Source organism: Chitinophagales bacterium (genome assembly GCA_041392475.1).
In the GTDB taxonomy this organism is placed as follows: domain Bacteria; phylum Bacteroidota; class Bacteroidia; order Chitinophagales; family UBA2359; genus JAUHXA01.
Genome location: JAWKLZ010000001.1, coordinates 1,973,549 through 1,998,007 on the forward strand (window position 1 = coordinate 1,973,549; position 24,459 = coordinate 1,998,007).

21 protein-coding genes and 19 tRNA genes are annotated in these 24,459 nt (G+C 38.5%); 32 read left to right on the forward strand and 8 right to left on the reverse strand.

Going from position 1 to position 24,459, the window contains the following annotated elements; all coding sequences use genetic code 11:
- The first annotated feature begins 4 nt into the window (after positions 1-4).
- From R3E32_07140 to R3E32_07295, 32 genes are all read left to right on the forward strand, one after another.
- Positions 5-1,093, forward strand: coding sequence for a CaiB/BaiF CoA-transferase family protein (locus tag R3E32_07140; protein MEZ4884500.1), 1,089 nt, complete (start codon positions 5-7; stop codon positions 1,091-1,093).
- 248 nt (positions 1,094-1,341) lie between these two features.
- Positions 1,342-1,482, forward strand: a complete 141-nt coding sequence (locus R3E32_07145; GenBank protein ID MEZ4884501.1) for a hypothetical protein — start codon at positions 1,342-1,344, stop codon at positions 1,480-1,482.
- A gap of 121 nt (positions 1,483-1,603) precedes the next feature.
- Positions 1,604-1,804, forward strand: a complete 201-nt coding sequence (locus tag R3E32_07150) for a hypothetical protein (GenBank protein MEZ4884502.1) — start codon at positions 1,604-1,606, stop codon at positions 1,802-1,804.
- A gap of 70 nt (positions 1,805-1,874) precedes the next feature.
- Positions 1,875-2,009 carry a hypothetical protein gene (locus R3E32_07155; protein ID MEZ4884503.1) on the forward strand — a complete coding sequence of 45 codons (135 nt, stop codon included), beginning with the start codon at positions 1,875-1,877 and terminating at the stop codon, positions 2,007-2,009.
- Between the two features lie 312 nt (positions 2,010-2,321).
- Positions 2,322-2,392 (forward strand) — tRNA-Phe (locus tag R3E32_07160).
- A 430-nt stretch (positions 2,393-2,822) separates the two neighbouring features.
- Positions 2,823-2,896 (forward strand) — tRNA-Asp (locus R3E32_07165).
- A gap of 88 nt (positions 2,897-2,984) precedes the next feature.
- A tRNA-Met gene (locus tag R3E32_07170) sits at positions 2,985-3,059 on the forward strand.
- A gap of 45 nt (positions 3,060-3,104) precedes the next feature.
- Positions 3,105-3,182 (forward strand) — tRNA-Cys (locus R3E32_07175).
- 111 nt (positions 3,183-3,293) lie between these two features.
- A tRNA-Pro gene (locus tag R3E32_07180) sits at positions 3,294-3,367 on the forward strand.
- Between the two features lie 36 nt (positions 3,368-3,403).
- On the forward strand, positions 3,404-3,568 hold the full coding sequence (locus R3E32_07185) for a hypothetical protein (protein ID MEZ4884504.1): 165 nt from the start codon (positions 3,404-3,406) through the stop codon (positions 3,566-3,568).
- Positions 3,569-3,661: 93 nt separating this feature from the next.
- On the forward strand, positions 3,662-4,489 hold the full coding sequence (locus R3E32_07190; GenBank protein MEZ4884505.1) for a hypothetical protein: 828 nt from the start codon (positions 3,662-3,664) through the stop codon (positions 4,487-4,489).
- Positions 4,490-4,582: 93 nt separating this feature from the next.
- Positions 4,583-4,649 (forward strand) — tRNA-Pro (locus R3E32_07195).
- 122 nt (positions 4,650-4,771) lie between these two features.
- Positions 4,772-4,849: transfer RNA gene (locus R3E32_07200), tRNA-Val, on the forward strand.
- 59 nt (positions 4,850-4,908) lie between these two features.
- Positions 4,909-4,982 (forward strand) — tRNA-Gly (locus R3E32_07205).
- Between the two features lie 57 nt (positions 4,983-5,039).
- Positions 5,040-5,112: transfer RNA gene (locus tag R3E32_07210), tRNA-Glu, on the forward strand.
- A gap of 53 nt (positions 5,113-5,165) precedes the next feature.
- Positions 5,166-5,239, forward strand: a tRNA-Lys gene (locus R3E32_07215).
- Positions 5,240-5,291: 52 nt separating this feature from the next.
- A tRNA-Tyr gene (locus tag R3E32_07220) sits at positions 5,292-5,365 on the forward strand.
- Positions 5,366-5,445: 80 nt separating this feature from the next.
- Positions 5,446-5,519 (forward strand) — tRNA-Leu (locus R3E32_07225).
- A gap of 78 nt (positions 5,520-5,597) precedes the next feature.
- Positions 5,598-5,673: transfer RNA gene (locus R3E32_07230), tRNA-Ile, on the forward strand.
- 67 nt (positions 5,674-5,740) lie between these two features.
- Positions 5,741-5,813 (forward strand) — tRNA-Lys (locus tag R3E32_07235).
- Between the two features lie 72 nt (positions 5,814-5,885).
- Positions 5,886-6,767 carry a VWA domain-containing protein gene (locus tag R3E32_07240; protein ID MEZ4884506.1) on the forward strand — a complete coding sequence of 294 codons (882 nt, stop codon included), beginning with the start codon at positions 5,886-5,888 and terminating at the stop codon, positions 6,765-6,767.
- 75 nt (positions 6,768-6,842) lie between these two features.
- A complete protein-coding gene (locus R3E32_07245) occupies positions 6,843-8,291 on the forward strand; it encodes a hypothetical protein (GenBank protein MEZ4884507.1) in 1,449 nt (482 codons plus the stop codon).
- Positions 8,292-8,456: 165 nt separating this feature from the next.
- Positions 8,457-8,543 (forward strand) — tRNA-Ser (locus tag R3E32_07250).
- Positions 8,544-8,669: 126 nt separating this feature from the next.
- Positions 8,670-8,918: a hypothetical protein gene (locus tag R3E32_07255; protein ID MEZ4884508.1), complete on the forward strand. Its 249-nt coding sequence runs from the start codon at positions 8,670-8,672 to the stop codon at positions 8,916-8,918.
- Positions 8,915-9,265 carry a type II toxin-antitoxin system VapC family toxin gene (locus R3E32_07260; protein MEZ4884509.1) on the forward strand — a complete coding sequence of 117 codons (351 nt, stop codon included), beginning with the start codon at positions 8,915-8,917 and terminating at the stop codon, positions 9,263-9,265. The genes R3E32_07255 and R3E32_07260 overlap by 4 nt, the downstream gene beginning before the upstream one ends.
- Before the next feature lie 80 nt (positions 9,266-9,345).
- Positions 9,346-10,341 carry a phosphotransferase gene (locus tag R3E32_07265; GenBank protein MEZ4884510.1) on the forward strand — a complete coding sequence of 332 codons (996 nt, stop codon included), beginning with the start codon at positions 9,346-9,348 and terminating at the stop codon, positions 10,339-10,341.
- Positions 10,342-10,439: 98 nt separating this feature from the next.
- Positions 10,440-10,525: transfer RNA gene (locus R3E32_07270), tRNA-Tyr, on the forward strand.
- A 77-nt stretch (positions 10,526-10,602) separates the two neighbouring features.
- Positions 10,603-10,685: transfer RNA gene (locus R3E32_07275), tRNA-Ser, on the forward strand.
- 10 nt (positions 10,686-10,695) lie between these two features.
- The gene (locus R3E32_07280) at positions 10,696-10,842 is read left to right on the forward strand and encodes a hypothetical protein (GenBank protein ID MEZ4884511.1); all 147 of its coding nucleotides are present in this window, start codon (positions 10,696-10,698) and stop codon (positions 10,840-10,842) included.
- A gap of 125 nt (positions 10,843-10,967) precedes the next feature.
- Positions 10,968-11,040, forward strand: a tRNA-Phe gene (locus R3E32_07285).
- Between the two features lie 51 nt (positions 11,041-11,091).
- Positions 11,092-11,164, forward strand: a tRNA-Gln gene (locus tag R3E32_07290).
- A gap of 127 nt (positions 11,165-11,291) precedes the next feature.
- Positions 11,292-12,170, forward strand: a complete 879-nt coding sequence (locus R3E32_07295) for a hypothetical protein (protein ID MEZ4884512.1) — start codon at positions 11,292-11,294, stop codon at positions 12,168-12,170.
- Positions 12,171-12,293: 123 nt separating this feature from the next.
- Here R3E32_07295 and R3E32_07300 read toward each other — a convergent pair whose 3' ends face one another.
- The 8 genes from R3E32_07300 to rlmH all read right to left on the reverse strand — a co-directional run bounded on the left by R3E32_07300 (position 12,294) and on the right by rlmH (position 24,459).
- Positions 12,294-13,550: a transposase gene (locus R3E32_07300; protein ID MEZ4884513.1), complete on the reverse strand. Its 1,257-nt coding sequence runs from the start codon at positions 13,548-13,550 to the stop codon at positions 12,294-12,296.
- 50 nt (positions 13,551-13,600) lie between these two features.
- Positions 13,601-13,912, reverse strand: a complete 312-nt coding sequence (locus R3E32_07305) for a hypothetical protein (GenBank protein ID MEZ4884514.1) — start codon at positions 13,910-13,912, stop codon at positions 13,601-13,603.
- A 139-nt stretch (positions 13,913-14,051) separates the two neighbouring features.
- Positions 14,052-15,854, reverse strand: a complete 1,803-nt coding sequence (locus R3E32_07310; protein ID MEZ4884515.1) for a hypothetical protein — start codon at positions 15,852-15,854, stop codon at positions 14,052-14,054.
- Between the two features lie 80 nt (positions 15,855-15,934).
- Positions 15,935-18,076 (reverse strand): PAS domain S-box protein, encoded by a 2,142-nt coding sequence (locus R3E32_07315; protein MEZ4884516.1) that lies wholly within the window; start codon positions 18,074-18,076, stop codon positions 15,935-15,937.
- Positions 18,077-18,080: 4 nt separating this feature from the next.
- On the reverse strand, positions 18,081-19,223 hold the full coding sequence (locus R3E32_07320) for an FIST N-terminal domain-containing protein (protein ID MEZ4884517.1): 1,143 nt from the start codon (positions 19,221-19,223) through the stop codon (positions 18,081-18,083).
- Positions 19,224-19,232: 9 nt separating this feature from the next.
- A complete protein-coding gene (locus tag R3E32_07325; GenBank protein ID MEZ4884518.1) occupies positions 19,233-22,502 on the reverse strand; it encodes a two-component regulator propeller domain-containing protein in 3,270 nt (1,089 codons plus the stop codon).
- Positions 22,503-22,738: 236 nt separating this feature from the next.
- The gene (locus R3E32_07330) at positions 22,739-23,956 is read right to left on the reverse strand and encodes a hypothetical protein (protein MEZ4884519.1); all 1,218 of its coding nucleotides are present in this window, start codon (positions 23,954-23,956) and stop codon (positions 22,739-22,741) included.
- 29 nt (positions 23,957-23,985) lie between these two features.
- Positions 23,986-24,459: a 23S rRNA (pseudouridine(1915)-N(3))-methyltransferase RlmH gene (gene rlmH / locus R3E32_07335; GenBank protein ID MEZ4884520.1), complete on the reverse strand. Its 474-nt coding sequence runs from the start codon at positions 24,457-24,459 to the stop codon at positions 23,986-23,988.

A 24,459-nucleotide genomic window follows, 5' to 3' on the forward strand; every position in this document is an offset into this window, starting at 1 on the left:
CAACATGGGACCTCTTAAAGGAATCAAAATCATTGAAATGGGTGGACTTGGGCCAGGCCCTTTCGCAGGAATGTTGCTGGCCGATATGGGAGCAGAAGTGATTTTAGTAGAACGAAAAATCGACCCCAAAATGAGGCGAATGCCTGATTGCAGCCGTAGAGGGAAACGCTCTATTGCCTTGAATCTCAAAGACCCAAAAGGTATCGAAACTTTGCTGCAACTGGTGGAGAAAGCCGATGTATTGTTTGAAGGCTTTCGTCCTGGAGTGATGGAGCGTTTGGGAATTGGACCTGATGTATGTATGTCGAGAAATCCTAAATTGGTCTATGGACGCATGACAGGTTGGGGACAAACGGGCCCGTTGGCGCAGGCTGCTGGGCATGATATCAATTATATTTCGCTCACAGGTGCGCTGTTTGCAACTGGTCGAGCGCACGAAAAACCCGTGCCTCCGCTTAATTTGGTGGGTGATTATGGGGGAGGTGGAATGTTTTTGGTGATGGGTATTTTGGCAGCACTCCTTGAAGTACAAAAATCAGGCAAGGGTCAAGTTATAGATGCTGCAATGACCGATGGTTCGGCGGTCTTGATGGCGATGTTCAACTCGCTTCATGCCATGGGAATGTGGTCGCCTAAAAGGGGAGTTAATTTACTCGATTCGGGTGCACCTTTCTATGATACATATGAAACAAAAGATGGAAAACATATTTCGATAGGCTCACTTGAACCCCAATTTTATGCACTACTCATGGAGAAAGCCAAACTCGACCCTGCAATTTTTGGCGCACAGATGAATAGGAAAAATTGGCCTTCAATGAAAGAACAGTTGGAGGTGGTTTTCAAAGCAAAAACAAGGGATGAATGGTGTGAAATCATGGAGGGTACAGATGTTTGTTTTGCACCTGTGCTGGATTTTATGGAAGCCCAACAACATCCTCACAATGTGGAGCGCAATACTTATATTGATGTAAATGGAATGATGCAACCTGCTCCTGCTCCAAGATTTAGCCGAACCCATTCAGAGGTACAATCGGGTGCCCCTGCTTCGGGAGAACATACGGAGGAGATTTTGAAGGAGTGGGGGATTGAATAATCAGGCTTATTTTACCCATTGGCTGTTTGAAAAATTGATTCGGTAAAGAATGTATTTTCTTGAAAATTTTTATTTTGCTTCAATTAAATTGATTATCAGATAGTTAAGCCTGTTTCTCTTACAGTCAATTCAATCATTTTTTAATTTTCTTCAAAAAAAATACTCACGATGGAACTATATCCGCCCTCTTGCAGTTTATCAACACGTATTACACAAACAACAACCTAAAAAACATAAAACAATCAAACATGATCTTATTTCCTCAACATATCGTATGCCTCAAAAACGAACTACCCCAACCGATAAAATCGGAAGCAGGGAGTTTTGTGGGCAGTGATAATGGAGGAAGAGATACAAGTATAGGTGGGTTCAAACATCAACTCAATTGACAATCATACAATCAATTTGATGAACAAACACGACCCACTGAGCAAAAATAGCAAAGTGGGTTTTTTTGTGTCCACTAAAAACTAAAAGTCAATTGTTTAACCTTTAAAAACAAAAACAATCATGATTCACGTTCGATACAATGGTCAATCTTACGATATCAATCGTCAAAACCTTAACCTAAACGGCAACTTATCGACTACTGCAATCAAACAAGCTGTTGCTCAATACCTTGAAGTAGGTGCAGATAAACTGCAAGGTTATGTAGTAGATTTTCGACCCAGCGGTGATATCATCGTCCGACCTGAAGCCGTGTATGGATAGTATTGGGAAGTGAGAGGAGAGAATTGGGAAGTCAGATTTCTAAATCCCCTAACCATACAACTATACAACCATGCAAAAATATTTAGTAATCATCAATATAGGTATTGGCAACCCCATAAAACTAACCTTGGCAATAATGGAAGAAAATCATGGAAAAGCACAGCCAATACCTTTTTTAGAAAAAATAACAATAAATGAGGCTTAGATTTTGAACACCTCATAACAACGAGTTCTTTGAATACAAAAGATAAAATTAAAAAACAACATCGCACCCCAATCGTCAAAGCTTACATACTTTTTGACTGAAAATCAAGGTGTCGCAGGTTCGAATCCTGCCAACTCCACCATTTGTTAAAAACTTTGCCAACAGCTTATAGCTTTGGTAATAGCTGAAGTATAAATTAAGGTATGGAGTTGTAGCTCAGCAGGTAGAGCACTTAGTAAAACCGCTTTTACAACTTGTGCGAGACGTTGTTTTTTCCAAGATATTTTACCGCATCCCAACAGTCAAAGCTTACATACTAGCTCAATTGGTAGAGCAATGGATTGAAGATCCGTTTGTCGCAGGTTCGATCCCTGCGTATGACACGAACGCTTTTACGACTTATGCGGTAATTTTTATCAAATATACAGTAACACATTTATCAATATAAAGATGTAAAGACGTTTTAGTAAAACGTCTCTACTTCAAAATAAAAACGGCTTCGCACCCTCACCGTCAAAGCTTACATACTGTTTCGACTTTTAATCGAGAGGTCGTAGGTTCGATTCCTACCAGTTCCACAAAAAGTAAGAAAGGCGCATCCTCGTTTTCTCCTTGTAGGGAAAACACATAACAAAACCCTACAAGCCAGCGACAGGATACGTCATCAATGAAAAAGGGACTGTAGCTCAGTGGTAGAGCACTTAGTAACAACGCTTTAACAACTTGTGCGAAAGGCTGTTTTTTTCAAAAATATGACAAATAGCATAGTGCGAAACCGTCTGCCGTTTTTCGTCAGTCGTCCATCGTAAAAAAGGGTTCTTGTGGTAGCCAGGACATCCTGCCTGACTGTCTATCAGGCGACACGGGTTCGAATCCCGTAGGACCCGCTAAGTAAATCGATAATCCATTTTATAACCATACAAAAAAACACTTTAACACACTAAAACACCAACACCCTAACACAACAAAAAAGATAGCGGGGTAGAGCAGCGGCAGTTCGTTTGTCTCATAAGCAAAAGGTCGTGGGTTCGAGTCCCACCTCCGCTACCAATTGAAGAAAATAAATTATTGTATCCCAACATGTAAAGCATACATACTTGCCAAACTGGTATAGGCGACGGACTGCAAATCTGTTGAACGAAAGTTCATTGTGGGTTCGAATCCCACGTAACAACACACGCTTTTCTGACTTATACAATGATTTTATTTTAATGACTAGTTATTAGATACAGAACGTAACTATAAACACACAAATACAATTATCAACCTAAACACAAAAAAAATAGTGGAGTAGCGCAGCTGGTTAGCGCATCTGGTCTGGACCCAGAGGGCCGTAGGTTCGAATCCTATCTCTGCTACAATAATAACATTCATCACTACAAAATCATTTGACTATGAAAACATTACTACTTCAACTTTGGGAAAAATTCAAAGCACTGCTTGCATCCCACCCCAAAGGTGAATTCAAAGAATGGGAAGCAGGACACAAAGAAAAAGAGGCTTACAAACAAGAACGAGCCAAATGGAAAGCATTGCAGCAAATCAATATGCTTTTATAAAATTTAGATGGTAAGCAAGAGCAAAGGGGCAAGAAGTAAGAAATTTGTCTTACCTCCTGCTTCCTACATCTTGCCTCCTAAAAACCTTCAATCATGAACACACAAAATTTACAAAAACAGTTTGCCCGAATTGGAGCAAACCTTCAAATAGATGTCCAAAAGGAGAAAGGTGTAGAATCTTCTTTTACGCTTGACATTGTAGAAAATACCCGAAAGGAATATTTCAAACTGCAAGTCGTTCAGGCAGAAAAGGACAAAGAATTGGTGATTTATGCCACTGATATTCAGCCCAAACTGCGACACTTGATTTTGGTAGGAGTCAATGAAAACACTAACATCAATCCAAAAGACAACGATGTTCAGAAATTTCTTTGCGGACACGATGAGCGTCATTGGTTTGCAGCTTCGGTAAGCAATAATATTACCAAAGTACATCAAGCAATGGACGGCCTCAAACCTGCAATGGTAACGCAAGCATTGAAGCGAAAAGGGGTGAAACTCCAAAATCGCAACAAGCGACATAACAAAGCATTTATTCGACAAGGTGAATGGTTTTTCATTCCACAGCCTAAGATGGTGCTGCGAAAAGAAGAAACATTTATGGTTTTGAAAAATGAACCTTTGAGACGTGCAGGGGGTGGAAAACCACACATCATTCAAGAGGTTTTCCGAACTGGTGGAACACAAGTCTATGTTTGTTACAAATTTCGAGAAGGTTTGCTTGAAAAAGAATACCGAGCCTACCTGCAAACCAATCCAGAGGCAAAGAAATGGAGTTGGACAGTAATGCGTAGAAATCCAGGTGTTTATGCTCGTGGAACGGTCAAACACCTTGACCACGCTACAATTTACCTTCCATGTTGGCATCAAGTTGCCATGAATACGGAGGCACGTTCTGGAAGTTTGGCTTTCTTGGATTAGTCCTGATAAAACTTTGACAATGGCTCAGGCTTTGTCAATAGTTGAAGAAACAATAACCAAAAACATCGCGCCCCAACGCTGCAAAGCATACATACTAGCTCAACTGGTTAGAGCGTCAGAATTGGGTTCTGAAGGTTACAGGTTCAATCCCTGTGTTTAACAACACGGCTTTACCAACTTGCGTGATGTTTTTCTTTTATCATAAATTTATCAGATAACCCTGATAAATGCACAGATACGTAGAGACGTTTTAGTAAAACGTCTCTACAAACACAACAAAATAGGTGAGTAGCTCAGTCGGTTCAGAGCAACGTCTTTACACGGCGAAGGTCATAGGTTCGAATCCTATCTTGCCTACCATGTTTTAGAACTTTGGCAACAGTTTTCAACTTTGCCAACAGTTAAAAACAATCAAAAAAGCAGGTATAGCATATCGGTAATGTGAAGGTCTTCCACACCTAGGAGGAGAGTTCGATTCTCTCTACCTGCTCCAATTTTTAGTAGTAACTGCTGACAAGGTTTGCAACCGTTGTCAAAGTTTTGAAGGAATGCTCCTGTGGGCAAATGGTTAAGCCACTGCACTTTCTATGCAGTTATTGCGGGTTCGAGTCCCGTCGGGAGTTCAAGATTAGATATTAAGATATTGGCGTTTAAATATCTCAATATCCAATTTCAAGGGTGTATAACTCAGATGGCTAGAGTAGCTGACTTTTAATCAGCGAGTCGTAGGTTCGAGCCCTACTACGCCCACAAAATCAAGGAAATAGTCGCATCCCAACCGATAAAGCATACATACTACAGGGCGGTAGTAGGACAATTGGAGAGTCCGTTCCAAGTATTTGGAAAGATTGTGGGTTCGAATCCCATCTACTGATAAGTGTCACACGCTTTACCCACTTATGCGACTTATTTTTATAAAATTGAATTTGAACCTTGAATTTGAATTTTCAAAAAATGCTCTGGTAGCCCAATCGGCAGAGGCATACGGCTTAGACCCGTACCAGTGTGGGTTCGAATCCCACTCAGAGTACTGATTTTGTGAATAGTTGAATGGTGATTAGTGAATGGTTTTGAAAAAGCTAGTCATCAATCGCCAACTACAAAAAATAGGTAAGTAGCACAGTTTTGGTTAGCGCATCGCTCTGATAAGGCGAAGGTCATTGGTTCGAGTCCAATCTTACCTACTTCATATCCGATTCAGACTACAAAAGTTTCCAAAACTTTTGTAGTCTAATTTGAAGTGCTTAAAATTGGCTCGTAGCTTAATCGGCAGAGCAGCTGACTCTTAATCAGCGGGTTGTAGGTTCGAATCCTACCGAGCTAACTAAATCACAATAGTTTCCAAAAATTTTGAAAACTATTGTAATCTTCTGATAAACCAAAAAAACTATCATCCATGTTCAACTTCTTCAAAAATAAAGACAAAGCGACGGCATCCACTGCAATGGCTGACAACAGTCTTGAAGCACAATTGAATCAAGTAGATGTCTGTTTTGTGATTGACACAACGGGAAGCATGGGCGGTTTTATCAATGCAGCCAAAGCGCAGTTATTGAAGGTGTTGGAACGATTGTCGGCAAACAACGACATTAATCTGCAAATTGGTTTGGTTGAATATCGAGACCATCCGCCACAAGACAAAAGTTTTGTGACCCGTATTTACCCATTGACTGCTGACTTGAAAAAGATGCAAATGAACATCAACAAATTGCAGCCAAGTGGCGGTGGAGATGCGCCCGAAGCGGTGTATCAAGGTGTTTTTGATGCCTGCAAAAAGATGCAATGGCGTACACACAGTTGCCGTTTTGCCCTTTTGGTTGGTGATGCTCCGCCTCACGCTTTTGCAGCTTGGCTGAAGGAGGTGACGGGTGGTGCGGAAAGTTTTGCGAGTCATGGAGATAGTTGGGCGAATCAGTGTCCAAGTGGTTTGGATGTGTATTCGGTGACAGCTGCTGCGGAGGAAAATCGGGTGAAAGTCTATGGCCTTGCCATGACCACACCTGCTGCTCAAGTGCCTTTTGAAGTGATGGCAAAAATGACGGGTGGCGAGTGTTTTTTGAACAATCGAGGGGATGGAGTGATTCAAAAGATTGAAGCGATATTGAAGGGTGAGTTTGACCACATTTATTTTGATCAAAAAGTTTTGGAAGTGCTGACTGCAATGGAAACGGATGATAATGATTTTGAAGTGGAAGGTTTGGCGGAGAGATTGGAGGTGGCGGTGAATGATGTGGTGGCTTCGGTTTCGAGGTTGGGGAAACGTGGTTTTCTTTCTTAGATAGTAAGATGTCACTTCAAACTCTTAGCAATACAACAATTTAACAATAAAACAATTTTTAAAGCAATGACACAGATGACTAAAAATGAACGAGATTTGCGATTGGATATGCTAAACAGTCTGTTGACTACACCTCACCGTGATTTGGGGAAAGTAGCAGAATTGCACAGCGATATGCTCGAATTAGATCCATTGTTTTACGGTCACTTGGCGGTTTGGTATCAATACAACGGCGATGTTCGTGACCACAAAGAAGTGTTCATTGCCAACTTGCTGACAAGTGATGAGTCCGTTTTTCGAGATGCAGGTTTTGCGCTGTTGCAAGAATTGCCGCCTTACCAAGTGGCGAGAGTGGTGGATTTTATGAAGAAATTCAACAACAAAGTGCCTCGTTCTGCTCGAACTGCGGTGAAATATTACCTGCGTAAGCGAGAAGGAAAAGACCAATTTTTCGATAAAACGGTCGTGCGTGGACGTAAGGCAATGAAGCAATTGTATGCGGGTCTGCACATCAAGCCTTCAAAGCGAGCCGATGCGATTTTGTTCAAGAACGACCCACCAAAGGGAAGTTTGCCCTACATGGTGAAGCAGTTGGCGAAGGCGCAATCTGCTACTGAACAAGCGCAAATGATTGTGGAATACAACATTCCTTATACAGTGGCGGTCGGTACGGTGAACAAGCTGACTCCTACGGTTTTGGTGGCTTTGATTGGGGTGATGTCGCCACAAGAGGTGATTAACAATTTGAAGTCATTGAAAACCAGAGGGGCGATGGAACACCCAGAAGTCAAGGCTTTGATTGATAGCAAATTGGAGGAGGCTGCAAAGTCGAATCGGGTTTCTGCTTTCAAGGCACGAGTGGCTTCTGATGCAACGAAAATGGATGCCGAAACTACCGAAAAGTTGGAGAACATCACCAACGAACAAATCAAGCGCAAGGGTAAGATTCTGAAGTCAACGGCTTTGTTTGTGGACAAGTCGGGTTCGATGGAAAGTGCGATTGAGATTGGTAAGCGTTTGGCTGCGATGATTTCGGGGATTAGTGAATCGGATTTGCATGTATATGCGTTTGATTCTATGCCTTATGAAGTCAAGGCTCGTGGCGAGGAATTGACCGACTGGGAAAAGGCGTTTCGTTTGATTCGAGCAGGTGGTTCTACGAGTATTGGCGCACCTTTGGAGGCTTTGAGAGTGAAAAAGATAAGAGTGGAACAAATCATTATCGTGACGGATGAGGGTGAGAATGCGGCTCCTTATTTCACTAAGACCTACGAAAAGTATATGCAAGAATTGAAGACGGATGCGAATGTGATTTTGGTGAAGGTCGGTCATGCGAGTGGCTATATCGAGAAGCAAATGAAAGCGAAGCAATTGCCTGTTGATACGTTTACTTTCGGTGGGGATTACTACTCATTGCCGAACTTGATTCCGTTTTTGAATCGTCCATCTCGTTTGGAATTGTTGATGGAGATTTTGGAAATGGAATTGCCTGAGCGTCCTGCTGCAACTGTTGGCAAGGCGTGAAGCCGTTGCCAAAGTTTTGCACCCAAAAAAACGCATAGTTGAATGTTGATTAGATAGTTTGTTAAAGACCCTCGAAGTCGGTTGGTTTTGGGGGTTATTTTTCAATTTGGAAGCAAGAAGTAAGAGGCGAGAAGCGAGACAAAAAATAAAAATATTGATATAACAGGAGAGTTGTCCGAGTGGTCTATGGAGTCTCACTGCTAATGAGATGCACGAGTAATTGTGTCGAGAGTTCGAATCTCTCACTCTCCGCTTTTTTATAATTTTGTATAGGTATAATGGTGAATTTTGAATGATTTAGTTCTTTGATTTTGAGGATTGAAAACCAAGGAATGGTTATATTTGTTTTCTTTTTTCAACAAAATTTTGAACACAATTATGGTACAAGCAGAATTATATCAATCTGTTCTACATAAGTTAAGTTTGATTCCAATAGATTATCTGCAACAGATAGATAATTATTTGACTGATATTCAGGAGGGAATTAAAAATAAAGAGAAAAACCGCAATGCTATTCTTCAATTAGCTGGGGCATGGTCAGATATGAGTGAAACGGACTTTGAAGACTATTTGAATATTGCTAAAGATTCAGGTAATGAGTTGTTTAATAGAGAAGTAGAGCTATGAAACAAGCAATATTAGATACAGATACGGTTTCTTATTATTTTCGTGACCATACAAAGGTAATTGAGAAAATTGATACATATTTGGTTGAGCATGGATTTGTTCATATAAGTGTAGTGACTTATTACGAAATAATGAACGGTTTGATGTATAAGGATGCAAGAAGACAACTGGCAAAATTTGAACGATTTGTGCGGTTAAACAATGTAATTCCTCTTACATTGACATCGGCAAAAGTGGCAGCAGGTATTTATGCGAATCTAAGAAAAACAGGAAAACCGATTGGGCATAATGATGTGATGATAGCAGGGATAGCTATTGATAATGATTTGGTATTGGTTCCCAAATAAAATTTGCTAATTCTGAGAGCCATCCTTCAATATTAAATGAAAATTAATGAAATTGTAGGTTCAAATAAAATCTGCAATAAATGATTCCAGCAACTCAAAAACTCTACAACGACCAAATCCTCACCGAAGCTGCAAAACGCTTTGGGAGCTCCATGCAGCAAACAAAAGACTTAGGCGGTTTTGAAAGTTTTGTGTATGAGATAGAACGAGGAGATGGACAGCAATTTATTATGAAAATTACCCACAGTGTTCGCCGAACGAAAGACTATCTGATGGGAGAATTGGAGTTTGTCAATTATTTGGCAGTCAATGGCGTACAAACACCTGCTGCGATTTCTTCTGTGAATGGAGAGTTGATTGAAATGATTGAAGCAAAGGAAGGTTATTTTTTGGCTTATACGTTTGAGAAAGCGGAGGGAAGGTTGATTGAAGTAAAGGATTGGAGTGCAGATTTGCTGCAAGAATGGGGCAGAGTTTTGGGACAAATGCACCGTTTGACCAAAGATTTCACGCCTTCAAAACCCAAATACAAACGACAGGAATGGTGGGAGGATGATATGTTTGCGAATCGAAGAAAATACATTCCTACGGATGCAAAACATGAAAAGGCATTGGAAGTGATGGATGTTTTGTTGGAGCAGATTGCTGCTTTGCCAACAGCGAAAGACGGTTATGGATTGATTCACGGTGACTTGCATCAGAGTAATTTTTTTATAAACGAGCAGAAGAAAATCATTCCTTTTGATTTTGATGACTGTGAGTATCATCACTTTATAAACGACATTGCGATTGTGATGTATCATTTACTGCAAAACAATAAGTTTGGTTTTTTGCAGAAAGACAAAAAGGAAAGTGCAGATTTCATTTTGACGAACTTGATGGAAGGGTATTTAAAAGAGAATACTTTAGATGATTTCTGGCTGCAAAAGTTACCGCTTTTTGTACGAAAAAGGCGTGCATTGTTTTTGTCTGTTTATCATTTGATTTGGAAAGGGAAAGAGTTGAACGAGAATGAGTTGGAATGGATGGAGAGGCTTCGGAGAGAGGTGGAGGAAGAGGATAAACTGTTTTTTTAGATTCTTTAGGTGCTATTGATGTTTGGGTGATGCTTTGAATGTCTGTTGGGGGAATAGGTGATTTCATTTTTATTTCAATTTACATTTTGATTGTTTCTGGGAATGCGGCGACGATGGTTGTGTCGCACTGGTCTGTAAAACCAGCACTCACAAGGTTTAGTAGGTTCGAGTCCTATCATTCCCACTATTTGGAAGCGAGATTAGAGAATCGGGAGAGAATATCTCACTTCCCACTTCTCTATTCTGTCTTCTAAAAAAAAAAGAAGGTGCCACAGGTTGGTCTGTAACTGGTCTTGAACACCAGGGTATCTTTACGGATAGGGGTTCGACTCCTCCACCTTCTGCAACAAAATCGTGACCCAACATTTTAGAGCTTACATACATTTAGTACGAGAGGAACAGTACCGTTTTGGGGTTGAAAAACTCAACTCAAAGGACGGGCGAGAAGGTTTGGGCGACAGAAGAGTCGGGAAGGTGGGCTTGAAGGTAGCCATCCTTTAAAGAACGTGTAATAACGCACCCGCAGAGAAGCCTCAAATTGATGCACGCTTCGCTCTGATAACTTGCACGATTTTTTTTTTAAGAAGTAGGAAGTATGACTTAAACACCTAAACACAAAAAAAAATGGAGGGATAGCTCAGATGGTAGAGCGTTTGTTTGAAGCACAAAAGGTGGTCGGCTCGGTACCGACTCTCTCCACAAAATCGGATATTGGATAATAGATATTTTTGAGTATCCAATATCCAATCTTGCCCTGTGGTGTAAATGGCTAACATACGAGCCTTTGAAGCTTGAGTTCAGAGTTCGATGCTCTGTGGGGCGACTTATAACAGCAACAGGAATTTTGGGTTTCGGAGGAATTGCTCATTTATAGTGGATAAAAGCAATTCTCGTTTGGAATTTTTATTCCTCCAAATCCACAAATTCTTGTTTAAAATTACCAAATCAAAATGGAAAAGGCATACAAAATAGCGGCTCTATCTGTGAAACAACGTTTTGCGGAGCATCAGCCTGAATACTTAGAGGTATTGAAGCGGATTCGGAAGGGGCAAGTAGTGGTGTTTTCGGGAGATTACGACCAAGCCGAAAAGGTGTTGGAAGTACTGAAAATTCCTACTGAGGTGAACCCTAACAAAAATGGATTGATGAAAGCCGATATTGCTTTTGTGAACTGTTCGGGTAAGTATGATGAAGTTTTGCTGAATAATATTGAAGCTTTTGTACGACAAGGTGGTTGGTTGGTGAGTTCTGATTGGGCTTTGGACAAGATTTTGGAAACGAAATTCGAGGGCATGGTACGTTGGAATCGGAAGAATACGGGGACGGAAGTGATTTCTGTTGAGCCTACTATGGACAGTCTTTGGTCGGATATTGTGGTGCTGGGGGCGGATCCTCAGTGGTGGTTGTGGGGAAGTCACCCGATTGAAGTTTTGAACCACGAAAAGGTGAAAATTGAAGCGGCAAGTCATGATTTGTTGGTCAAATACGATGCGCCTGTGGTGGCGGTTCGTTTTGATTGGGAGGAAGGGCATGTTTTCCATGCGATTGGTCACTTTTGGGCAAAAAATAGCCATGCGCCAACGGTTCGGCATACGGGACCTTCAAGGGATTTTTTGAAGGCAGGGATGAAACTGAGTGTGGATGGCATTGCACAAGTGGCTTCGGCTGCAAAGTTTGACTTGGATGAGGTGAATTTCGCCAATGTGCAAAGTGCAGCTACGGCTACAGAGTTGATGGCGCAGTTGTGTGTATTGGCAACAAAAGATAAGGTGAAATTGCAGGGAAAAGTGGGCTTGTTGGACACGGTAAAGGATTGGATAACGAGCTGATAATCTTTAATAATGAATAAATATTTCAACCCTTTCAAGGAACAATCTTTGAAGGGGTCTTATTTTTTTAAATGTGCTTTTTGCAGCACTATTTTCATTCTTCGTCTGTGACTGCTCCCGCCACTAACCTAACGGTATAGTGGGGGCATCATAGGCATATAGCCCTAAACTCTCCAGTCCGAGAGTCAATATGTTTATGGCTGCATTGTGGTCACGGTTTGCCGTAAAACCACACTCATTGCAGCTATGTGTTCTAACTGATAAGGCTTTCTTTACTGTTGCGCCACAACCACTACACTTCTGACTTGTGTACTGTGGCGCAATAGCTACGACTACCTTTCCAAGTTCCTTAGCCTTATTTTCCAAGATTACACGAAAGGAGTACCAACCTGCATTTGCAATAGATTTACTAAGTCCCGATTTCGCTTTTCTGCCGTTGCGAGTAAAATTACCTTCTTCGTCTTGCTTAGGCTTGGCTTTGCGAATCATGTTTTTAATAGCCAAATCTTCAATAGCTATCAAATCATAGTGTTTTAACAACCAATTCGCTACTTGATGATGAAACTCTTGCCGTTGCATTTTGACACGGTAATGCGCTTTCTGAACCGCTTTAAGTAGTTTGTAATATCTTGCGCTTCGTTTCTTAGCCTTGGATAACTTGCGCTGCACCTTAGCCAAATGCTTTTCTCGTTTTCGGTAAAACTTGGGTAGTGGTTCTGATAAACCGCCACTGGTATAAACAAAATCATTCAAACCCATGTCTATTCCTACTGAATGTGTTAGCAAGTCCTGTTTAGGCACTTCTTTAACAGCTTTTTCAAACTGAAAGGTGAAACAGGTAAACCACTTGCATCCATCCTTGATGATGGACATGGTTTTCACGACTGCTCCTTTGGGGAGTTCTCGGTGCCGTTTTATTTTGACAAAGCCTATTTTTGGAACAGGGATATGGTTATTCGCTTTTTCTTTACCGATTTTGCGATTCATGGTAGAAAAGTAACTTGGCATATTTCTGCCGTAATCGGTATAGTTCAAGCTATTCCACTGTCCTTTTTTCTTGTATTTAGGAAATCCTGTATCGGTGTTTCCCTCTTTCTTGGATTTAAAAAATGTAATGAGTGCTTTGTGTAGTCTTCTATTGGCGTCTTGCAGCACCATGGAATAAACATTCTTAAACCACGGCTTTTCTTCCTTTAGTTTAGGCAGTAGGTTTTGTTGTTCAATCATCGAAGGAAAGGTTTTGCTATCCTTGTACTGCTTCATCATTCCGCCTAAATGCCAATTCCAAACATACCGACTCATATTCATGTGGTTAGTCATCCTACTTTCTTGTTTTTGGGTAGGATAAATTCGGTATTTGTATGTTTTGGTGATTAGCATAAGATGGTGTAAATTTACATAAAATAGATGTTATTAAAAAATACATCCAATCACAAGGTCAATAATGACGTAGCTAAATTCCTCCCTCCACTAACCTTCGGTATAGTGGGGGAATCCTTTAGCTGTTTTGTTGAATTAATCATAAAAATACCTGGATGGGCTTCTTGAATAGAATAGGTGGTATCAGGCGTTTTCCAATGGATTTCTTTCATTTCCCATGAACCCATCAATGGATGGACTTGTTCTTTCGCTTTTGTAGAAAGTTCTGAAGTAGTTGGTATTGGAGTTTGATTGGTTTCGCTACAAGATGTTATCCAAAATGTGAGTATTAGGAGAAATACAGGTAAAATAGTGCGAGGCATTTGTATGTTGACTTTTGGTTAAAATACAATAGTATTCCTGTTAAAGAGAGGTGCTTTAAACTGCACTTAGTTGCAAGTAGGACTATTTTTTCTACATTAATTTGCGAATTATCAACACAAATGAAAAAAAAAACTACAATCATTCCTTAAACCACTTCTCCACTACCCTTTCCGCCATTTTACCATTTGGCGCAAATTCTGTTTTATCTTCCTGACTATGTGACAGATACGAAGGCCATTTCCACCACAAAATACCTCGACACCATTCCCTATTCTGCAATGCCTCCATGACTACTTGATAGCATCGGTGTTGATCTTCTTCCATATAGTTCGGTTTATCTCCCCATTCGTAGTGATGCGGATTGATCCAAGGTTTTTCGATACTTCTGAATCCAATTTCGGTGAAAGCCACCTTTTTATCGTATTTTTTGGCGACCGCTTCTATCCTACTCAAAGCCGTTTCAAAACCCTTTTGAAGTTCCTGTTTGCTCGGATTTTCTTGTTTGCTCAAAGGGTAATAACAATTGATGCCAATAAAGTCCACCGCATCCCAAATAACCGTATTTTCAAACTCCTCACCCCAATTTGCAGCATAGGTAACGGATCCATTGTAGAATTGCTTGATTTGATGAATCATGGTTCGCCATTTTTCGGGGTGCTTCAAAGTTGCTTTTGCAAACTCAACCCCGACACAAAGCACTTCAAAATCATGGATTTCTGCCAACATTGCATAGTGCAGCATCCAATGGTAATACCGTTCAAAAAAAATATCCCATTCTTCTTGTGTATTGAAGTCGACATCACCAGGCCAACTTCCTCTCACCCAAATTTGGGGCTTCAAAACAGTTGCCATGCCCAGTTTTTTGGATTGAAAAGCAGCGTGAACCACACTTTCATCATTCTCAGTACCTGGTCTTCGCCACAAACGCATATCCGTAGGCTGCAAGGAATTGGGGTTTCTAATACCTGAGTAGGGAACAATCGCAACAGTATTGCTACCCAATCGCCGCAAAGCCTTTAGTGCTTCTGTTGCTTGTTGCGAACCGTAGCCATCGTAGATATTGTAGCCTTCATGTGCAAAATTGAAGCCTTTGAAGTAAGGAAGAGTTTTTGTTTTTTTGACTTGTTGATTTTCTGTTATTTGAGGTAGATATTTTGTACTTAATTGGGTTAAAAATTCTAGCCATTCGATTTCTAATGGAGCTATTTCTTCTGCTCCAAACTGGACTTTGGCGTATTGCTTCAAAAAATCCGCTTTTCCCCAATGCTGCAATAAAAAGGCTGCAAACGCTCCAGACATTGCGCCCATCACCACAGGTGATTGTTGCTCAAAGACATCGTTTTGCAGCAAACTTTCCAGAGATAGCATATTGCCCGAAAGATGGAGTTTGCTTGCCCAATATTCGTAACCGTTTATTTGCCAATGATTAGAGAAATAGATACCCAAACCTGTTTCCAATGCTTTTGTTTTGGGTTCGCCTAATGAGTGCCGAAGTAATAGTTGGTTTTCTAACTGCAAAAAATTGTTATCATAAACTTCATTGAAGACAATGTGTGCGGTATTTGTTTGAAAATCAATCGAATTTTGGTCTGTATTTTGGATAGACAAACCTTTGATTTCGGCAGACGAATAGAGGTAGCAGTTGATTTTCTGCAATGTATTTTTTTGGCCTACAAAATTTTCTATCTGTTCAAAGGTGGTTTCCATTTCGATAATCAAACTATCTAACTTAGTAGCCTGAAAGACAGTATCTACGCACATGAATCGGTAATGTGTTGTTTCCTTCAATAATTGGGGTATGGGAATAACCGTAGTAGCTATTTTTTGGGGAATGAAACTGGAGCTGACACTGTTTTCAATTGAAGGAATGGATTGTTTATCGCTTTGACAACCTGTAAATGGAAGATGGATTAAAAATATAATAAAGACTATTGCTTTCATGAAGTTGGTCATTAAGAATTGACGTTGAAGAACAAAGTCAAAGTTAATACATCCCTTTCATTCATCAACATTTACTCAACTTATATCGAACTCAATTCTTTTGGATTTTTTTTGAACTTTTTTAAATGTTTGCTAATAGTAAAATGGACGGTTGCGCCTTCTCCAAGCACTGATGTCACCCATATTTTACCTCCATGCAATTCTACTACTTTTTTGCAATGTGCCAAACCTATGCCTGTGCTTCTTTCGTGTTGATGGCGGTTATTTAGCCGTTTATAAATGACAAAAATCTGTTCGTGGTGCTCAGAAGCGATTCCAATCCCATTATCGGACACAGAAAATTGCCAATGATCTTTTTCAGCATTGAAGCCAATGGTAATGCTAGGCGGAATATTGGGTTTCTGATATTTGAGCGCATTGCTGATGAGGTTTTGAAAGAGACTTCTCAGTTCGGTTTGATGCCCTTTGACAATCGGCAAGTTATCAAATGAAATAATGGCATTTTTCTTTTTTATGACCACAGAATAATCCACAACTATATCTCTCATTAAATCATTCAAATTGGTGAGTTTTGGATTAGAATATTTTCCGATGGTTGAATAGTTGAGTAAATCATTTATCAAACGCTCCATGTGTTTGGAAGATTCTTGTATATAATCAACGTAAGCATGTGCTTGTTCGCTAATATCACTTTCAAATTCTTCTTTCAGCAAATCTGAAAAAGCAAGAATATTGAGTAAAGGTTCTCTCAAATCATGGGAAGCAAGGCGTGCAAAATTTTCGAGTTGCATATTGCTTTCTATGTACTTTTGCAGTTCTTGATTTTTTTGGGCAATTTCCTGCTCGGCTTTTACTTTTTCGGTAGCATCATTGTAAACGGCGTTGATGCCATAAGGCTGATTGTTTTCGTCCTTCAAAATGATAGAGGTACCTTCTACAAACAAAAAACTACCATCTTTTCGGACTATTCTTCTCCTAAAAATGTCATAGGGAATTTTCCCTGTAATGAGTTTTTCGAACTGCTTCATTACTTCAGGCAAATCTTCGGGAGCGATGTAGTTGGCAAAACTAGTTCCGATAGGAGATATATCTGTGATGAAACCTGTAAGCTCATTGGATCGAGGAGAAGAATAGGTAATGATTCCATTCATATCGGTTTGTATGATGCCAAAATGATTGTTTTCTACCAGAGATTTGTACTTAGCTTCCGATTGTTTTAAGGCCTGTTCAACTTTTATTTCTTCTGTAATATCCCTTATAATATCACGTGAACCAATAAACTTCCCTTTTTCATCATATTTTGCCACTGCGCTTATCTCTACATAATAAATGCTACCGTCTGGTTTGGTAATTCGTTGTCGAAAGTTTTTTACAAAACCTTGTTCTTTTAACTGTTTGAGGAAGTGTTTGCTCCTTTCTTTATCATCACTACCTATGACTGAAGGAATAAAAAATGGCTCACCTTCTTTTATTCCAAGAAGCTTTGCCGCCACTTTGTTGTAATTGGTAATGTATCCTTTATTATCCCATTCAAGTATTGCTTCATAAACATTGTCAAACAGATCAGTCAGTGTTTTTTTAGATAGTGCCAATGCTTTTTGCTGTTCTCTAAGCAGTGTAATATCTTCACCAAAAATATAAGCACCTATATTTTCCCCTTCGTCATTGTAGGCTGGCGTATAGGTTATATTACAGTTTACATCTTTGCCTTCTTTGTTGGTATAGGCTAATTCATATTGAATAATTTCGCCCTCAAAAACTCTGTCAATCATAGATTTTACAATATTATTGAAGAGATCTGTTCCTAAAATACTCTTAATGTGTTTTCCTTTTAAATTATTGGCTGTTCTTCCAAACCATTCATTGTACCGTGAATTATTGATTTGATAGCAATAATTCCTATCTACATAAGCCAAACTAAAGGGCATTGCATCGGTGATATCCTTCAATTGAGCTTCCTGATTTTTTATCTTTTTTTCTTTTTCCTCCAACTCTTTTTGTTGGTATTCTTTCAATTGTTCATTGCTTTTCTCTAATTCTTGAATGGTGATATTGAGAAATTCTTCGGTAATACCCTTATCTTTTTGAAGTCGTTCAACAGCAAAACTTTTCCTCTTCCATTGTTTTTCCAGCTCTTGCAACTCTGCATTAATCTGGCTTTCAATAGAATCAGGAATGGAAAGTCCATTGAGTAAATCTCTTAAGCTTTTTAAAAAATCCATTTCTTTATTTTTCCTTCAAGGTTACTAAAGAACAGGTTTCATTGTGAAATTCACAAATATTTCGTTCATCAGCACTCCCAATTTCACCATAAGACATATATCCGACCATGGGTTTTTTCCAGATGTTATAAATTCCCTCAACTTCATCATCAAACATAGGCCCGAATGAATATTGTCTTCCTGCACATGAAGTCATAATTAAGGCATCAACTTGTGCTACTTCTTTCGAAAATTTTTGATATTCTTCAATAGTTTTATCAACTACTTGAAAATTGGGTGTAGGACAAAATTTAAAGATATCTCCTTCTCTTACAGCTCCTGCCAAAATCAATGCACTGTTTTTGAAGTCATAAATCAATGTTGAACGCATTATTACATTGCCATCTGGACGGGTTATTTTGAGTGGATACTGTCCCGGAATGGTGAACAATTCTTCACCTCCTTCTTTGGCTTGGAATTCAAGATTGCCAAAATACCTTCTAAACATATCTAAGGCAGGTTTGCCATCAATTTCAAACAATACATTGGCATCTGCTTTGGTGACAGTGTGCCATTTACCCAATTCATTCCAACCACTAAAAGCAAGTCCTTTTATCTCAATAGCATCTGTGTCAATTATCAAGGCAACAATCCCAAAAGGCCTCAAACTATCGGAGGTGTAAGTGTGGGTTGCTATCTGCCGAAAATTATCTGCTGCCAAACCACCATAAATCGGGATATCTCTTTTCATTATTCGCTTGATATTGTTTACTATGCTTTCTCCATCAATGGTAACACCGCTGGAATAAACAAGGATACCTGGATTTGTGAATGTATTTTTTGCCATCTCCCCCAATGCAGCAGCAGCTCTATCGGCTTTTTTATTTTCATATGCTTGCTCAAAAACTTTGAAGTGAGCAAGATCCATTTCCAAAAATAAAATTGATAGACTATTGATTAAGGTAGTATTGTTTGAGATTTCACCCGCACTGGTACAACCAATCAATTCAATATTGTTGTCTCTGAAGATAGCGTTTATATTGTGAAAATCAAAGTCTGGTGAACTAAATGCAATAGCGACAGTAGGTTGAAAGTCCTCACTTCGAATGTTTGCCAGAGTTGTCTTCAATTCTTCAATGCTGGATACTGCTATTGATTTTGATTGCATATATAGGATTTATAGGTTTTTGGAAATGGTGAAATAGAAAGTACTCCCTTCATGAGGTTTTGAATGTACCCAAATTTTACCATCATGTCTTTCCACAATTGTTTTGCACATCGCCAAACCAATACCTGTACCTTCATATTCAGAATTGTTGTGTAGTTTTTCGAACAGCAAAAAAATCTTTTTTAACGAAACCTCAGAAATACCAATGCCATTATCTTTAACTGCAAATAACCAATTATCTTTCTCAAACTTGGCAGTGATTATTACTTTGGGAGGCGATTTTGAGCCAGCAAATTTAATCGCATTGGAAATAAGATTTTGAAATAATTGACGGATTTGAGAATAATCTCCTCTAATCAATTCTGGTATATTATGTAATTCAATAGTTGCATCTTTTACTTCTATGCTTATATTGAGTTCCTGAAGCAATAATTCCAATAATTTCTTAAGTTCTACTACTTCAATGTTTTGTTTTTGAGTATTCACTCGAGAGTAAGTCAGTAAATCTTCTGTTAGTCGCTTCATATTTGCGGCAGAAAAGTTAATATGTTCCAATATCTCTAGCTCTTCCTCATTCAGTTTCTGGTCTATACTCATTTTCAATATTTCTGTCAGCCCCATGATATTTGCCAATGGTGTGCGTAAGTCATGAGCAGCAATATAGGCGAAATTTTCCAAGTCACTATTAGAAGCAATGTATCTTTTTAGTTCATTATTTTTTTCCTCCAATATGACTTCTTTTTCTTGAAGTTGAGTGATGTTTTTATTTAATTCTTTGGTTCGTTCTTTTATCTTTTGTTCCAATTCATCATTTCGTCTGCGTATGAAAATTTCTCTTCGGCTCTGAATTAGGAAAAGCCCTAACCATACTGCTAAAACCATCAATAAAATAAACCACCAAGTCTGCCATATTGGAGGTTTAATGTTGATTTTGAGTACCGTAGGCTGACTCCAAACACCTGCATTGTTTTTAGCTTTTACTTTAAAAGTATATGTATTAGGGGCTAAATTTGTGTATGTCACACTATTGCGTTCCCCTATATTCATGCAATCATCGTCAAAGCCTTCCAATTGATAAGCGTATTCATAATGTTCAAAGGACATAAAATCCAATACTGCATATTCAAACGTAATCAATTGATGCTTATAAGAAAGCATAATCTCCTTAGTATGGTTGATACACCTCGTAAGAATGGGTTTACTTAAATCTTTATCTTTTACACCTACAATCACTGATTTATTGGCTATTTTAAAATCTGTGATTTGAAGTATGTTAGAAAATGTATCTTCAATTATATCACTCCCATGAAAACTATTAAAACCGTCAATACCACCAAAATACATTTTTCCATTGGGTGCAGAATAGATTCCTCGAAACTCAAAATTATTGACCAATCCTTGTTTACGGTAATATTGCGACAAAACATCTTTGGTCGGGTCATAGGAATATAATCCGTCATTGGTGGTAAACCATACACGTTTTTGATTGTCAAGAGTGATTCCTAATATTTCACCACTTATATCATCATTCAAGGTTCTATTCTGGTAAAAGGAATCCTGCTCCATATTGTATTCTTGAATACCTGATTGTAAGCCAGCCCAAATACTGTTTCCAATCAATTCGATGTCATACAAAAAATTGCTATTAATGCTATTCGGATTTTGTGGATCAGTTTCATAATGTGTGAATGTAAAGTTTTTATCACTCTTCCAGTCCAACCGATTCAAACCACCTCCACCAGTTGCTATCCAAAAAATGCCATTTTTGTCCTCTATAATATCGAAAACATTTTCTCCATGCAAACTATTGGGGTTGGCAAGGTCGGAAAAGAAAGAAACATCTTGTTTGGTAGCTATATCATATCTAATCAGGCCGCTGTGAGAACATATCCATAAATTGCCCTTCTTATCTTGAATGATTTTCCAAATAACATCAATTGCATCCAATTTTGACAGTTCAGGCAAAGGGTGATAATCATATTCTGGCGTGTCATTGCGATTTTTGATGCTAAAAAGCTCTCCATACCAAGTACCTACCCAAAGTGTTCCACTTTTGTCTTCAAATAAGGATGAGGCAAATCCCAAAACTTGACCATTTGAAGTAGAAAATGAATATTTGTCAATCTTCCCATTTTTCTTATTGTATCGAAGCAAGTCTTTTTTTGAAGTTCCCAACCATACATGCACTCCGTCTTTGTCTTCTAAAAAAGAAATAATTGAAAGTTCATTTTCAGTGGTATATTCATTTAAAAAAATTTTGAACTTCAGCTGATGTCCATAATACTGGTATATACCCTTGGTGCTTGCGAACCACAATAGTCCACTTTTGTCTTGAAAAATTTTATTGATATTTAGATTTGTGGTGCCAACTGTCTGAATCATATTGAAGGGAAGATAATCGAATTCAACTTCTTCGTTTATCATCTGTATGGATTTTCCTTCAAATGGTTCGAGTGACATTTTGTTTATTCCATAAATATCCCCTACCCAAAGAGTATTTGAGGCATCTAATAACAAGGACAAAATTACATCTGAACCTTTGCCATTTGAATTGTGGTGTTCAATTTTTATAAATTTAAAATCTTCTGGACTACAATGTGCATACTCTTCACAATCAGATGGAGGAATAAGTATATGAAGACCTCCGTCAAAAACTCCAACCCATATTCTACCTTCCTTGTCTTCCAATAATGAACCAATATTGTTACTTTTCAATTGCACTCCCTTTCCCTTATTGATGTTCAAAAACGAACCCTCTCCCCTTCCTTCAATTGTGTTTGGGGGGATATACAACGCTATACCGCCTGCCTCAGTTCCAACCCACAATCGCTCATGTGAGTCCTCTAAAATGCTAATGACAGATTGTTGTGGGAGAGAAATATCGCTATTAGGATCAGGTAAATAACTTTCAAACTGTTCTGTTTTGGTATCAAATTTGTTCAATCCATTTTGAGTACCAATCCACAACATACCTTTGCTATCTTCATAAATACAACGTATATGATTGTTACTTATCGTAGTCGGAATATTTGGATTATGCTTGAAAATATCAAAAATACCATCATTACGATATCTACACAATCCTCCTTTCACAGTACCAACCCACAGAGTACCTTTGCTATCTTCGAATAAACAATTGACATAGCTGTCACTAATACTTTGGGGATTGTTTGATTCCTGTTTGAATATTCTAAAATTTTTACCATCAAACCTATTTAAACCATTAGAAGTACCTACCCAAATAAACCCTTCTCTATCTTGAATAATATCTTTCGTCATATTGGAGGAAAGTCCTTTTTCAGTAGAAATACAGTCAAAATATAAATTTGGATAAATTGGATAGTTTGAATATTGTGCCCATACTTTAACAGAGCTCCAATAGACAATAGCCATAAATATCCCAATATATAATATTTTTTTGATTGGGAAGACCATGTAGATGAATGTTATTAGGGTGTTTTTTTTAAAAAACTCAATTATAAGGTTATCAATATCACACAAAAAAAATGCCATGATTACATTTCCATCCAATATTCTCTATCCTCCCAATTCCAAAATTCTTGACCTTCACACTTTGGAAAGACACACCGATTATTGTTTTCTTCTACCGAAAAATCGTATTCATAATTCTTGCAGGTAGTACATCGCACAATAATCTGAGCTTCGTTTTCTTGAAAACCTTTTTGAGTCAATGGATCGTGCATCCCTATAAATGGGTAGTGACGCTCAAGATGAATATGAATGTGGTACTTATGATTGTCAATAAATAGAAAATCATGGTTGTAACAAATCAATATGTTATCACCAAATACCAGCTCGATGTCATCAAAAGCGAAATCTCCGTTTTTATCAACCAATATTTTAATAGGTCTCTGGTCATTGATTATCAATATAATGATCGAATCTGGTTCGGAAGTACCTGCAAGTCGGATGAGTTTCTGCTGTGTGTTAGTATAATTAGTCGGACTGGTAATGGCTGTTGGCTGTACCAATTGTTGAATAAGACGAAGTGCTTTATAAATAACTTCCTCATTTTGTTTGCGTAAGCCCGCTCCCAAAAATTTTATACGCTTTGCTAGCTTGTACTCTTTTCCTTGAATTTGATAAATCAATGACTTTTGATAAAGAAAATAATAACCTTCTTTTATTTGTTTGATACGAGTAGATGAAATCTTATTGGGCGTTGTATCAATACGTTCGGATAAATACGTTTTCAAATCAAAATCCGCATCTCCAGTGTCCTGAAAAATCTCCAATTCATTGATAGGAATTTTAGGTTTTGATGAAGGGATTTGTCGCCAAAACAAGGCTATAAAATGCTTCAATTGGTCAATACTTTTCTGCAAACCTATATCAAAATAATGCCCTTCAATAAAATCACTGAATAGCTGTCGAGCTATTTTTTGTGCCACCAAAAAAGGGTAAGAAGATTGCAGGATAGAAACATCTATTTGTTGGCTATCTTTCTGAAAGAATTGTTTGGTAATTTGACTATACTCCTCAAAATGTTGGATATAACGCTTCAATAGAATAAGGTCATTTTCTAAAGATTTGATTTGCACAGAAGACGGTTCCTCCAATTGGTACAAATAACCCAATTGCTGTTCGGCTTTGTGAAACAATCCCACTGCAATAATACCTTCTACATCAACAGTATCTCTAATGGTCAGCAGTTTTTGAAAAACTTCCGTTAGTTTACTCAAATGATATTTTTCAATAGAGGCTGTTTTCATATTCAGAAAGGCATTAAAAAATGGATTCTTTATTCATGGTGATACGGTTCTCCCTTCAAAATGGTGAAAGCCCTATACAACTGCTCTACGAAAATAAGTCTCACCATCTGATGAGAAAAGGTCATCGAAGAAAGCGACAATCGAGCATCGGCACGAGCATACACTTCTGGACTAAAACCATACGCTCCCCCAACTACAAAATACAATTGACGAATGTGTCGGTTGAACAAACTTTGAAGAAAATCAGCAAAAGCCATTGAAGTATATGATTTCCCCGATTCGTCCAACAATACCACAAAATCACCTGGCAAAAATTGCTGCAATATCAACTCCCCTTCTTTATTTTTCATCGCTGTAATTGCCAGATTTTTGCTTTTTTTGAGGGTAGGGATTACCTTAATTTCAAAAGAATGATAATGTTGCAATCTTTTTTGATAGTCTGCAATACCTTCTTGCAGGTATTTAATTTGGGTTTTTCCTATCAAAAGGAAACTAATTTTCAT